This is a genomic window from Sphingomonas sp. IC081 (genome assembly GCF_006874585.1).
Lineage (GTDB): Bacteria > Pseudomonadota > Alphaproteobacteria > Sphingomonadales > Sphingomonadaceae > Novosphingobium.
Genome location: NZ_CP029761.1, coordinates 2,002,098 through 2,014,769 on the forward strand (window position 1 = coordinate 2,002,098; position 12,672 = coordinate 2,014,769).

A 12,672-nucleotide genomic window follows, 5' to 3' on the forward strand; every position below is an offset into this window, starting at 1 on the left:
GCCTTTGGCTGGCCGCTCGGCGCAAATTTGCTGTGACTGCTAAGGCAGGTCGGAACGCTCAGGTCAATAGTTTTAATCGCGCGGTTAAATGGTCGGAGTAATGATCTGGCGCCAAATCCGCCCCACCGATGGCTATCCAACGCCCCGCCGATAAAATGGCGCAATTTCGCGATATCAAAGCCGTGCAGCACCCTGAAAACACGAAAGCCCGGGAGCCACACGCGACGGTGACCCCCGGGCTATCTTCACTCCCGCGCGGAGGCGGTTGCGACATTTGCATGCAACTGAGCGGAGGCAGGCGCCCCCGCTCGGCGTCACTTCATCAGCACCAGTTCTTCCGACATCGTCGGGTGGACGGCAACGGTGGCGTCGAAATCGGCCTTGGTCAGCCCCGCCTTCACCGCAATGGCGGCAGCCTGGATGATCTCGGGCGCTTCCGGCCCGATCATGTGCAGCCCCAGCACGCGCCCCGTGCCCGCCTCGCAGATCATCTTGTAGAGCGAGCGTTCGTTACGGTGGGCAACGACGTTCTTCATCGGCCGGAAGTCGCTGGTATAGACTTCCACCTCACCGTACTGCTGGCGCGCCTGCGCTTCGGTCAGGCCCACCGCGCCGATCGGCGGATGGCTGAACACGGCCGAGGGAATGCAACCATAGTCCACCGTCGCCGGCTTGCCGCCGAACACGGTATCGGCAAAGGCATGGCCCTCGCGGATGGCCACCGGGGTCAGCTGTACACGATTGGTCACGTCGCCCACGGCGTAGATGTGGTCGACGCTGGTCTTCGAATACTGGTCGACCAGAATCGCGTTCTTGTCGTCCACTGCGACACCGACGTTCTCCAGCCCCAGCCCCTCGACATTGGGCACGCGGCCGGTGGCGAACATCACGCAGTCGACTTCAATCGGATCGTGATTGGTCATCGAAACCGTCAGTGAGCCATCGGCATTCTGCTCGATGCCGCGGAAGTCGGCGTTGAAGCGGAAGTCGATGCCCTTGGCGATCGAGATCTGCAGCAGACGGTCGCGCAGTTGTTCGTCGTAGCCGCGCAGGAGCTGATCGGAGCGGTTGATCAGCGTCACCTTGGCACCGAACTCGTGGAAGATGCCCGCGAACTCGTTGGCGATGTAACCGGCCCCGGCGATCAGCATGCGCTTCGGGATCGCGTCGAGGTGGAACGCCTCGTTGGAGGTGATGCCCAGTTCATGTCCCGGGCAGTTCGGCACCTGCGGACGCGCGCCGGTGGCGATCAGGATCACTCTGGCCGTCTTCTTCTCACCGCTCGACAGCGTGATCTCGTGCGGACCGGTGATGACCGCACGCTCGTGGAAGATCTCGACCTTGTTGTTCGAAAGTGTCTGCGTGTAGAGCCCGTTGAGCCGGTCGACGTCGCCCAGCACGTTGTCCCGCAGCTTCAGCCAGTCGAACTTCGCCTCGGGAATGTCCCAGCCGAAATGTTTGGCGTCTTCGAGATCCTCGGCAAAATGCGCGCCGTAGACCAGCATCTTCTTGGGCACGCAGCCACGGATCACGCACGTCCCGCCGACCCGGAACTCCTCCGCCACCGCCACGCGCGCCCCGTGCGATGCGGCAATACGGCTGGCACGCACGCCGCCCGATCCGGCGCCGATGGTGAAGAGGTCGTAGTCGAATTCGGACATGCGGCTTGCTCCTATGCCCCCCATCCGGGGGCGTACTCTCTTGCGGCGCGCATATGGGGCATCGGCGCATGGATTGCCAACGGGTCATTTGCGCCTGACCGCCGCAGGCCTTTCGGAACGGACCGGCATTCGGGTCGTCGAAAACCTCAAACCACTGGACGCAGACTCATTGTCAACTTTTTTGGTTGAGTTATAAGGAGTCGCATCGCCCACCGCACCTTGTCTATCCCCGGGGTTCGGTGGGCACCCTTACGGGAGACGATGAATGGCACAGACGCACACGCCGCAGGCGCCTGCCGAAAAGCCCCTGGTCCTGCTGATCCCCGGCCTTGATGGCAGCGGGCCGGGCCATTGGCAGCGCCGCTGGTCGGAAGAGATGGACAATGCCCAGATGGTCGACCTCGGCCTCTGGGAAAAGCCGCACCGCAACACCTGGATCAACCGCCTGAACCTCGCTGTGCAGCGGGCCGGACGGCCGGTGGTGCTGGTCGCGCATAGCCTCGGCTGCCTGCTGACCGCATGGTGGGCGAAGTTCGAGCAACCCGGCTGGTCGAGCCCGGTAGTCGGCGCCCTGCTGGTGGCGCCGCCGGAAGTGGACTTTTTCCCGCGCGATGACCGCCTCAACGGCTTTGCACCGACGCCCGCCGATGCCCTGCCCTTCCCCTCGATCCTCGTCGCCAGCCGCAACGATCCATGGATCGGTTTCCCGACCGCAAAGCTGCTCGCCAAGCAATGGGGCAGCGAGTTCGAGGATGCCGGCGAGGCCGGGCACATCAATGCCGATTCGAAGATCGGCAGCTGGGAAGACGGCAAGCTCCTGCTGCACCGCCTGCTGAACACGCGGCCCGTCGCCTCGGCCCCGCATATCCCGACCCATGGAGACTGGTCCGAGGGCCTCGAATACCGCGCCTGACAGTCCGTCAGAAAATTCGCCGCAGGCGAATTTTGCGGCACTAGCCCCCCCCCCCCACCCGACCACCCAACGATTATACCCCGGTGGGTGGTCGGGTGGGGGAGTGGGCCGGTGCCGCCATTCAACTTGAGGAGGATCGGGCCGGGGATGCACCTGCATCCCCGGCCCGTTCTTTTTACTTGATGCCGGCGAGTTCCAGCAGCGCCTCGGTGGAGGGATCGAACGAGGTGCCGCCGGTCTCGATCTGCTTGGCAATTTCCTTGCCCAGTTCGACGCCGAACTGGTCGAAGGGATTGATGCCCATCAGCACGGCATTGGCGAACGTGCGATGTTCGTGGAACGCGATCAGCGCGCCGAAAGTGGCGGGGCTGACTTCGTCGAGCAGGATCGTCGCCGAGGGACGGTCGCCCGGATAGGCGCGCGCCGGGTCCTCGCTGGCCTTGCCCGCCATCAGCGCGGCGCCCTGCGCGAAGCAGTTCGACAGCAGGATGCGGTGATGCGCGGGATTGAGATCGTCGCCCGGCCCGATTGCGGCAATGAAGTCCACCGGCACGATGTTGGTGCCCTGATGGAGCAACTGGAACACCGCGTGCTGCGCATCGGTACCGACACCGCCCCAGGTGATCGGCGCGGTCGGCCCATCGACGGGCGAGCCATCCACCTTCACGCTCTTGCCGTTCGATTCCATCTCCAGCTGCTGGAGATAGTCCGGCAGCAGCTTCAGGCGCTCGTCATAGGCAAAGACGCCGCGCGTCTGGCAGCCGCGCAGGCGGGTGTAGTACTGGTCCGCGAAGGCGGCGCGCAGCGGCAGGTTGGCAAGGCCGTCGGTATCGCGGAAATGCGCGTCCATTGCCGCCGCCCCGTCGAGGAACTCGGCAAAGTCCGGCCAGCCGAGCGCCATCGCGACCGGAAAACCGATCGACGACCACAGCGAATACCGGCCGCCGACGCTTTCCGAGAACGGCAGGATGCGGGTCTCGTCGACGCCCCATTCGATCGCCTTGTCGGGCGCCGCGGTCAGCGCGACGACGCGGCCATAAGGGTCCTCGACGCCGTTCTCGCGCAGCCAGGCGATGGCGCTTTCGGCGTTGGTCATCGTCTCGATGGTGGTGAAGGTCTTGGAAGCGACCGCCAGCATCGTGGTCGCCGGATCGCACTTGGCAAAAGCGGCTTCGAGCGCGCAGCCGTCGATGTTCGAGACGACCTGCACGTTCACCATCGCGCCGTCGCGCGCCAGCGCGTCGATCGCGAGCGCCGGGCCAAGCGCGGAGCCGCCGATGCCGATGTGGATGAGGTGCTTCACCTCACCCATGGCACCGCGGTGGATGGCCTCGACGATGGCGGCCATCCGGCCGTGGAATTCAGCGGCGAGTGCGACGCTCTCTTCCTTGCCGACGCCGCGCTGGGCGGTGTGCTCGGCAGCGCGGCCTTCGGTGGTGTTGACGATCTCGCCGTCGAACAGCGCCTTGCGGCGGGCATCGAAGTCCATCGCGGCGGCCAGTTCCTCGAAGGCGGCGACGTGCGCGGCATCGAGGTGGGTCTTCGACCAGTCGAACCGCATGCCGCAGTCGGTCTCGATGTCACTGGCCTCGAAATGGGTCGCAAACGTGTCGAGGCGGGCGGGATCGGCGGCAAAAAGCTCCTTCAGGGTCGGCTTGGGAAGGCCCTCCAGCTTGGTCCACACCGCTTTGCTCATGCCTCGTATCCCTTCATTCGAATATATCGCCAGTCTTGGGGGCAAGCTGGCGGCTAAAAACGCGGGCCGCGTTATGCATGGCAGGCAGGGCAAGGCCAAGTGCCATTGTTGGAGCCTCACCGTTAGAGGGCCAATCCAGCGAAAAGATGACGATTTTGGTCGACCTGAAACGGGTCTCCATCGGGATTGCGCTTGACGGCAGCGCGCGGGCGCAACAAGGGTCGCCACATGAGCGAAACCGACACTGCCACTCAGGCCCCGTCATCCGCAAGCCCCGCGCAGGCCGACAAGGCACAGCGCGACAAGCGATCAGAACAGCCCAAGAAGGACGACAGCTTCATCGCTTTCCTGTTCTGGCTGGTTCTGGGCGTAGTCGTGCTGCGCAGCTTCATCATCTCGCCCTTCAACATTCCCAGCGAATCGATGCTGCCGCGCCTGCTGAACGGCGACTATCTGTTCGCCACCAAGTGGTCCTACGGCTACTCGAAGTACTCGCTGCCCTTCAGCCTGCCGCTGATCCCGGGCCGCGTGTTCGCCAGCCAGCCCGAGCGCGGCGACGTCGCCATCTTCAAGGCGCCCCCGGGCAACGACGTCGACTACATCAAGCGCGTCATCGGCCTTCCGGGCGACGAAGTGCAGGTCAAGGGCGGGCAGGTCTGGCTCAACGGCAAGCCGGTGCCCCGCGTGAAGCAGCCCGATTTCGTGCTGCCCGTCACCCCCAACACCCATTGCTACGCGCCCGAATTCGAAGGCACCGACGCCAAGGGCGGCCCGGTCTGCAACTATCCGCAGTACCGCGAGACCCTGCCCAACGGCAAAAGCTACAACGTGCTCGACCTCGGCCAGACGCCGCAGGACGACACCGGCGTCTATGTCGTGCCCGAAGGCCAGATGTTCATGATGGGCGACAATCGCGACAACTCGCTCGACAGCCGCTTCCCCGCCGTGGAAGGCCAGGGCATCGGCATCGTTCCGCAGGAAAACCTCGTCGGCAAGGCCTCGGTCATGATGTTCTCGACCGATGGCTCGGCCAACTGGTTCCTGCCCTGGACCTGGTTCACAGCCGCGCGCTGGAGCCGCATCGGGAGCGTGATCTGAGTGCTTGACGCGCAGGACCGCGCCTTCATCGCCAGGATTTCCGGGGCGGAGCCCGTCGACGAAGCCCTCTGGCTCGCCGCGCTCACCCACGGCAGCACCGGCGAAAAGCGCAATTACGAACGTCTCGAATTCCTCGGCGACCGGGTGCTTGGGCTCTCGGTCGCCGAATGGCTCTTCGAGAACAGCGAGGAAGCCGAAGGACGGCTGTCGCAGCGCCTCAACGCGCTGGTCGCCCGCGCGACCTGCGCGCAAGTGGCGCGCGGCATCGACCTCGGGCCGCGCATGCGTCTGGGCAAGCAGGCCCGCGACGACGGCGGCCAGGACAGCGACAACATCCTGGGCGACGTGATGGAGGCGCTGATCGGCGCCTGCTTCATCGAACGCGGCTTCGATGCCGGCAAGGCCATGGTCCGCGGCCTCTGGGCAGGCGAGATGCAGGGCAAGGCCGGCAAGCGCAAGCACCCCAAGTCCGCATTGCAGGAATGGGCGGCCGGCAATCGCCGCCGCATGCCCGAATACAAACTGGTCGACCGCTCCGGCCCCGACCACGCCTCGAAATTCACTGTCGAGGTTTCGATTCATAACGTAGGCTCGGCGCGCGCGGTCGCGAACTCCAAGCAGGATGCTGAAACGCAGGCCGCCGAGGAATTCATGAGGAAATTCGGATGACCCAGCATTGCGGTCTCGTCGCCGTCATCGGCGCCCCCAACGCGGGCAAGTCAACGCTCGTCAATGCGCTGGTCGGCCAGAAGGTGGCGATAACTTCGGCCAAGGCCCAGACCACCCGCGCGCGGCTGATGGGCATTGCCCTGCTCGATGAAACCCAGATCATCCTGGCGGACACGCCCGGCATCTTCGAGCCCAAGCGCCGCCTCGACCGCGCGATGGTCGCAGCGGCCTGGGAAGGCGCGCAGGAAGCCGATGCCGTGCTGCTGGTGGTCGACCCCATCAAGAAGCGCCGCCATGAGCTGGAACCGCTGCTCGAAGCCCTTGCCGCGCGCCCGGAACGCAAGATCCTGGTGCTCAACAAGGTCGATGCCGGTGCCAAGGAGCCGCTGCTGGTGCTGGCCCAGGAACTGACCGGCAAGGTCCAGTTCGACGAGGTGTTCTTTGTCTCGGCGCTGACCGGCGACGGTGTGCCCGAACTCAAGACGCACCTGGCCGGGCTCATGCCCGAAGGTCCCTGGCACTATCCCGAGGATCAGGTCTCCGACGCCAGCGAACGCCTGCTCGCCTGCGAAATCACGCGTGAACAGCTCTATCGCCAGCTTCACGAGGAACTGCCCTACGACGCCGCCGTCCGCCCCGAGGCCTACGAGCAGCGCAAGGACGGATCGGTGGAGATCCGCCAGCAGATCGTCGTCACGCGCGACAACCAGCGCGCCATCGTGCTGGGCAAGGGCGGCGCCAAGATCAAGGCGATCGGCGAGGCCGCGCGCAAGGAACTGGCCGAAGTGCTGGGCCAGAAGGTCCACCTCTTCCTCCACGTGAAGGTCGAGGAAAACTGGGCCGACGCACGCGACATCTACGAAGAGATCGGGCTGGACTGGGTCAAGTGATGGCACGCGTCTCGCTGACGGGACTTGCCGTCACCGCGCTGCTGCTCGGCGGCTGCGCGACCCCTTACATGAAAGCCCGTGCGGCCGAGGCCGATGTCGCCGCCCAGGTCGAGGAAAGCTTGGCCGGGCAGCGCTATGTCGCCATCGGCTCGTCCTTCGCCGCAGGCCCGCAGCTGCCTCCCCCAAAGACCGGTGCGCCGGTGCGCTGCGGGCAGAGCCTCAGCAACTATCCCACGCTGCTGGCCGAACGTTTCGGCATGGTGCTGACCGACCGTTCCTGTTCGGGCGCCAAGACCGACAATGTGCTGGGTCCATGGTCCGAGATCCCGCCGCAGATCAACGCGGTGACCCCGCAGACCCGGCTGGTCACGCTGACCATCGGCGGCAACGACCTCAACTACGTCGGCAACCTGTTCAATGCCGCCTGCGCCTATCGTTCGAAGCAGGCCGTGGCGGCGGGCGGCAAGCCGCATGCCTGCGGCCCGGTCAAGGTCCCGACCGACTACGACTATGCGCGCGACGAGATGCAGATGATGGAGATCGCGCGGCGCGTGCGCACGCAGGCGCCCCATGCCCGCATCGTCTTTGTCCAGTATCTGACGCCGCTGCCGGAACCCGGCAAGCTCTGCGCGAATACGCCGATCAGCGAAGAGCACGCCGCCATCGTGCGCAAGATCGGCGTGCGCCTTGCCGAGATCACCAACCGCGTCGCCCAGGCCAACGGCGCGCTGCTGGTGGAGATGAACCAGGCCTCGGCAACCCACACCCCGTGCGACGCGGTGCCATGGCTGATCGGCTCGCCCGACGGCTATGACGGCAAACAGGGCCTGCAGTGGCACCTCAACTCCGCCGGCATGGAAGCCACCGCAAACGACATCGCCTGGTGGCTCACCCGTTCGGGCGTCAAACAGGTGAAGCCGAACTTCCCGCAGACGGTGACCCCGCCCCCTGCCCCCGGCGCTACCCCGGTCCCCCTGCCCGTACCGGCCCCGCAGGTGACGCCTCCCAAGAGCGGCACTGGAAGCGGCACCGCACCTCGCCGCCGCTGAATACACTGTCGGCCAGCCTTTGCTGCCACCTCGATGGCGGCAAGGTTGGCCGATAGGGCTGACCGCCCCGGCATGGCATGGCATGGCATGGCATGGCACGGCACGGCACGGCTCGATCCGCCCCCTTTTCCCGACCCGGCATAAATCCCGCGCGGCACGCTGCGGATTCCGTGCGCCGGCGGCGTCTCGGTACCGCAATCTTCATGCGGCATAGCGCGCACGAAGCCGCTGCGCGCAATCACTGCCCGGACACGCTGCGGGCCCACGGGACAAAAAGGGTCAGCCATGATCGCAGCTGCCGGGCGTCTTCTCGCCCGCACCGGAACCTCACTCCGCGCCGGATTTTCCGCGCGGGCCGGTCTCTCCGCGCGCACCGGGATGGCATCGCCGGTGCTGTACCTGGCAGTGGCACTGGCGGTCCGCCTGCTCATGCTCGGCAAGCCCGCGTTCCAGTCCGACGAGCAATTCTACCTGCTGGTCGGCCAGCGCATGGCCGAGGGCGCCGTGCCCTTTGTCGACATCTGGGACCGCAAGCCCTGGGGGCTCTTCGCGATCTTCCGCAGCGTCTACCTGCTGCCTTTCGACCCCGTGCTGAGCTATCAGTTGCTCGGCCTCGCCTGCTCGGTGCTGACCGCGCTGGTGATCGAACGCATGGCCCGCTGGATCGCCCCGCCCCGCGCCGCACAGGCGGCGGGCCTTGTCTATCTCCTCTGGCAAGTCGTGTTCAACGCCGCGCTGGGGCAGGCACCGGTGTTCTACAACCTGCCCGTGGCGCTGGCCGCGATGGTGGTGATCGAGGCCTGCCAGCGCCGCGACGATCCGCTGCTCCGGCGCCGCGCACTGGTACCGATGCTGCTGCTCGGCATCGCCATGCAGATCAAGTACACGGTGCTGTTCGAAGGGATCGGCTTCGGCCTCATGCTGCTTGCGCGGGGGCGAACTGACGGCTGGAGCTGGCCCCGCCTTGCCGGGGCAGGTGCGTCATGGCTGCTGGCCGCGCTGGCGCCAACCGCAGCGGTCATGGCAGGCTATGCCCTCACCGGCCATCTCGATGCCTTCGTGCAGACCAACTTCCTCTCGATCTTCGGCCGCGCGACCGACCATGCCGATGCCTATGCCCAGCTTGCCAAGGAGACGCTGGCGATGACGCCCTTCGCGCTGGCCATCCTGCTGGCGCCGCATCGCCTTTCATCCGTGCGCGCAGGCTCGCCTGCCGCACTGCCGGCCCTGCGCATCTGGGCCATCTTCGCCATTGCCGGATTTTTGATTTTCGGGACGTGGTACGACCATTACCTCGGCCCGGTGCTGGTGCCGCTTTCGATCCTCGCCGCCCCGGCGCTCGCCTGCACCCACAAGGGCGAGCGCTGGTATGGCCAGTTGCTGATCGGTCTGGGCCTGATCGGCGCAGTACTGGTCCCCGCCTTTCAGGTGCGCGAAAAAGGCGACGCGGAGGATTTTGCAATCGCCAGCGATCAGGTCGCCCGCGAACTCCACGGGCGCTGCCTCTACGTCTACGAGGGTGACAGCGCGCTTTATCGCACAACGAACGCCTGCATCCCGACGCGCTACGCCTACCCCAGCCATCTCAATGCGATGAACGAAGCGGGCGCACTGGGCGTGGACCCCGCCTCAGAAGTATCACGCGTGTTTGCGAGCAAGCCGGGCGTGGTCGTGGTGGCCGAATCCGGCCGCCCCAACCTGCCCGACCTGGCAACGCGGGCGCTCGTCCGACGGCAGCTGGCCGAGAGTTACCAGCGCTATGCTGGCGTCACTCTCGGCACCCGCAAATACGGGCTCTATCGCCTCAGGCGGTGATCAGCGCGCCTTGGCGATGGCAAAGCCGTGCTGGCGCGCGGCGTCCTTGGTCGATTCCTCGGTGCGGTTGAGAGCCTTGGCGATCTCCTTCAGGCCCTTGCCCTTTCCGGCAAGGACCTGGAGCTTCTGAAGCTCTTCCGGCTTCCAGGGCTGCTTGTGCTTGGCGATCTTGTCGCTCATTCGGCCGCTTCCTTCTTCACCGCCTTCTTGGCCGGAGCCTTCTTGGCAGCGGGTTTCTTGGCAGCAGGCTTCTTTTCAGCCGCCGGCTTCTCCGCCGCATTCTTGGGGGCCGCTTTCTTGGGGGCCGCCTTCTTGGCCGGGGCCTTCTTGGCGGGCGCCTTCTTCTTGCCCTTTGCCGGGCCCTTGGCCGCCTTGGCATCGATCAGCGCGATGGCCTGCTCCGGGGTCAGGTCCTCCGGCTTCTGGTCGCGCGGGAGCGTGGCATTGGTGGTGCCGTCGGTCACGTAAGGACCGAAGCGGCCGGCCATGACCTTCATCTCGCCTTCCGAAGTCGGATGCGCGCCCAGCACCTTGATCGGCTCCGCCTTGGCGCGGGCGCCGCCGCCGCGATTGGCGGCATCGGCCAGCATCGAGACGGCGGCATTCATGCCGGTCTCGAACACTTCGGCGGTGTTGCGCAGGCGGGCATACTTGCCATCATGGGCCAGATAGGGTCCATAACGGCCGATGCTGGCGGTGATGTCCTTGCCGCTTTCCGGGTGCGGACCGATCGTGCGCGGCAGGCTGAGCAGCTTGATGCCCCATTCCAGGGTCAACTCGTCGATGTCCTTGGGGATCGACGCACGCTTGGCTTCCTTGCCCTCACCCAGCTGGATGTAGGGACCGAAGCGGCCGACACGGCGCACGATTTCCAGCCCGGTTTCGGGATCCTTGCCCAGCGCCTCGTCCTCACCCTCGCCATCGGCGCTGCCGCCGGGCTGCGCGAACTTGCGTGTGAACTTGCACTCGGGATAGTTCGAACAGGCGACAAAGGCGCCATAGCGGCCACCGCGCAGCGAGAGGCGCCCCGCGCCGCACTTGGGGCAGACGCGCGGATCGCTGCCGTCGGCCTTGGGCGGGAACAGGTAGTCCGACAGGAATTCGTCCAGCGCCTCGGTCACTTCCGAGGGCTTCTTTTCCATCACTTCGTCCGACTTCGGCTTGAAGTCGCGCCAGAAGGCTTCAAGCAGCGCCTTCCATTCCTGACGGCCACCGGAAACGTCGTCGAGTTCGTCTTCCATGCCCGCCGTGAATTCGTAGGCGACATAGCGCTGGAAGAAGCGTTCAAGGAACGAGGTCAGCAAACGGCCCGACTCTTCGGCGAAGAAGCGGTTCTTCTCGGTGCGGACGTAGTTGCGGTCCTTGATGACCTGGATCGTCGCGGCGTAAGTCGACGGGCGGCCGATGCCGAGTTCTTCCAGGCGCTTCACCAGGCTTGCTTCCGAATAGCGCGGCGGCGGCTGGGTGAAGTGCTGTTCGGCGCTGACGTCCTTCTTCGCGGGCATGTCGCCCGACTTCATGAATGGCAGCAGGCCCGAATCGTCGTCGTCCGACTTGTTGTCCTGGCCTTCCTCGTAGACTGCGAGGAAGCCGGGGAACTTCACCACCTGGCCGGTGGCGCGCAGCTCGTGCTGGCCGGTGCCGTCACGCAGGGTGACGGTTGTGCGTTCCAGCGCGGCGGAAGCCATCTGACTGGCCATCGCGCGCTTGAAAATCAGGTCGTAGAGACGCGCCTCGTCACCCGAGCCATAGCGGTCCTTGGTGAAGTCGGTCGGGCGGATCGCCTCGTGCGCTTCCTGTGCGTTCTTCGCCTTGGTTTCGTAGTGACGCGGCTTTTCGGGCAGGTAGTGGCCCGAGAAACGCTCGGTGATGGCCGCACGCGCCGCCGAAATGGCGCTGGGATCCATCTGCACGCCGTCGGTACGCATGTAGGTGATCGCGCCGGCTTCATAGAGCGTCTGCGCCACGCGCATCGTCTGGCTGGCCGAGAAGCCGAGCTTGCGCGAGGCTTCCTGCTGCAAGGTCGAGGTGGTGAACGGCGGCTGCGGATTGCGGCGGTGGGGCTTGGTCTCGACCGTCTCGACGCGGAAGGCGCCGTTCTCGACAGCGGCCTTGGCGCGCAGGGCAGTGCCTTCGTCGCCGATGCTCAGACGCTCCAGCTTCTGGCCCTCGAACGTCACCAGACGGGTGGTGAAGTCGGTGCCGTCATGCGCCATCTGCGCGGTGACCGACCAGTATTCCTGCGGCGTGAACGCCTCGATCTCGCGCTCGCGGTCGACGATCAGGCGCAGCGCCACCGACTGCACGCGGCCGGCCGACTTGGCGCCCGGCAGCTTGCGCCAGAGCACCGGCGAGAGCGTGAAGCCGAACAGATAGTCCAGCGCGCGACGGGCAAGGTAGGCGTCGATCAGGTCCTGATCCAGCTCGCGCGGCTGGGTCATCGCCTTGGTGACGGTTTCCTTGGTGATGGCGTTGAAGGTAACACGCTGCACGTCCTTGGGCAGCGCCCGGCGCTTGGCCAGGAGTTCCTTCACGTGCCACGAAATCGCCTCACCCTCGCGATCAGGGTCAGTCGCGAGGATCAGTCGGTCGGCTTCCTTGGCCGCGTCGGTGATGGCCTTCACCTGGCGCTGCTTGTCGCCATAGAGTTCCCAATCCATCTCGAAACCCTCGTCCGGGCGGACCGAGCCGTCCTTCGGCGGCAGGTCGCGGACGTGGCCGTAGCTGGCCAGAACCTTGTAGTCCTTGCCCAGGTACTTCTCGATGGTCTTCGCCTTGGCCGGCGATTCTACGATGACTAGCTGCATGCGATACTCTTATAGCCCCTACGCGCGCGCTCCCACGCGTGCGCATGTGTGTACACGCATAGGGTGGGAAGCTT

At 65.7% G+C, this 12,672-nt stretch carries 10 protein-coding genes; 6 read left to right on the forward strand and 4 right to left on the reverse strand.

Annotated elements, in window-relative coordinates:
* Positions 1-314: 314 nt before the first annotated feature.
* Positions 315-1,661, reverse strand: coding sequence for a glutathione-disulfide reductase (gor, locus tag DM450_RS09735; RefSeq protein WP_142634375.1), 1,347 nt, complete (start codon positions 1,659-1,661; stop codon positions 315-317).
* Positions 1,662-1,926: 265 nt separating this feature from the next.
* On the opposite strand from gor, the gene DM450_RS09740 reads away from it, so the two are divergent.
* Positions 1,927-2,574 (forward strand): RBBP9/YdeN family alpha/beta hydrolase, encoded by a 648-nt coding sequence (locus tag DM450_RS09740; RefSeq protein ID WP_142634377.1) that lies wholly within the window; start codon positions 1,927-1,929, stop codon positions 2,572-2,574.
* Between the two features lie 175 nt (positions 2,575-2,749).
* Here DM450_RS09740 and pgi read toward each other — a convergent pair whose 3' ends face one another.
* On the reverse strand, positions 2,750-4,270 hold the full coding sequence (gene pgi, locus DM450_RS09745; RefSeq protein WP_142634379.1) for a glucose-6-phosphate isomerase: 1,521 nt from the start codon (positions 4,268-4,270) through the stop codon (positions 2,750-2,752).
* A gap of 228 nt (positions 4,271-4,498) precedes the next feature.
* Between pgi and lepB the strand changes: the two genes are divergently transcribed.
* From lepB to DM450_RS09770, 5 genes are all read left to right on the forward strand, one after another.
* Entirely contained in the window at positions 4,499-5,368 is an 870-nt protein-coding gene (gene lepB, locus DM450_RS09750) for a signal peptidase I (protein WP_142634381.1), read from the forward strand.
* The gene (rnc, locus tag DM450_RS09755) at positions 5,369-6,037 is read left to right on the forward strand and encodes a ribonuclease III (RefSeq protein WP_142634383.1); all 669 of its coding nucleotides are present in this window, start codon (positions 5,369-5,371) and stop codon (positions 6,035-6,037) included.
* Positions 6,034-6,927, forward strand: a complete 894-nt coding sequence (era, locus tag DM450_RS09760; RefSeq protein WP_142634385.1) for a GTPase Era — start codon at positions 6,034-6,036, stop codon at positions 6,925-6,927. Before rnc ends, era begins: the two co-directional genes overlap by 4 nt.
* Positions 6,927-7,976, forward strand: coding sequence for an SGNH/GDSL hydrolase family protein (locus DM450_RS09765; RefSeq protein WP_142634387.1), 1,050 nt, complete (start codon positions 6,927-6,929; stop codon positions 7,974-7,976). The genes era and DM450_RS09765 overlap by 1 nt, the downstream gene beginning before the upstream one ends.
* A gap of 285 nt (positions 7,977-8,261) precedes the next feature.
* Complete coding sequence (locus DM450_RS09770) at positions 8,262-9,791, forward strand: hypothetical protein (RefSeq protein WP_260609754.1); 1,530 nt, start codon at positions 8,262-8,264, stop codon at positions 9,789-9,791.
* Here the strand turns inward: DM450_RS09770 and DM450_RS09775 are convergent, their stop codons facing one another.
* Entirely contained in the window at positions 9,792-9,971 is a 180-nt protein-coding gene (locus DM450_RS09775; RefSeq protein ID WP_142634389.1) for a hypothetical protein, read from the reverse strand.
* Positions 9,968-12,598, reverse strand: a complete 2,631-nt coding sequence (gene topA, locus DM450_RS09780; RefSeq protein WP_142634391.1) for a type I DNA topoisomerase — start codon at positions 12,596-12,598, stop codon at positions 9,968-9,970. Before topA ends, DM450_RS09775 begins: the two co-directional genes overlap by 4 nt.
* Positions 12,599-12,672: the final 74 nt, after the last annotated feature.

What these genes read in the sequence shown, in the direction of transcription:
- DM450_RS09775 (WP_142634389.1), bottom strand. Translation starts at nt 9,971, where the DNA reads ATGAGCGACAAGATCGCCAAGCACAAGCAGCCCTGGAAGCCGGAAGAG.
- lepB (WP_142634381.1), top strand. Translation starts at nt 4,499, where the DNA reads ATGAGCGAAACCGACACTGCCACTCAGGCCCCGTCATCCGCAAGCCCC.
- pgi (WP_142634379.1), bottom strand. Translation starts at nt 4,270, where the DNA reads ATGAGCAAAGCGGTGTGGACCAAGCTGGAGGGCCTTCCCAAGCCGACC.
- DM450_RS09765 (WP_142634387.1), top strand. Translation starts at nt 6,927, where the DNA reads ATGGCACGCGTCTCGCTGACGGGACTTGCCGTCACCGCGCTGCTGCTC.
- gor (WP_142634375.1), bottom strand. Translation starts at nt 1,661, where the DNA reads ATGTCCGAATTCGACTACGACCTCTTCACCATCGGCGCCGGATCGGGC.
- DM450_RS09740 (WP_142634377.1), top strand. Translation starts at nt 1,927, where the DNA reads ATGGCACAGACGCACACGCCGCAGGCGCCTGCCGAAAAGCCCCTGGTC.
- topA (WP_142634391.1), bottom strand. Translation starts at nt 12,598, where the DNA reads ATGCAGCTAGTCATCGTAGAATCGCCGGCCAAGGCGAAGACCATCGAG.
- DM450_RS09770 (WP_260609754.1), top strand. Translation starts at nt 8,262, where the DNA reads ATGATCGCAGCTGCCGGGCGTCTTCTCGCCCGCACCGGAACCTCACTC.
- era (WP_142634385.1), top strand. Translation starts at nt 6,034, where the DNA reads ATGACCCAGCATTGCGGTCTCGTCGCCGTCATCGGCGCCCCCAACGCG.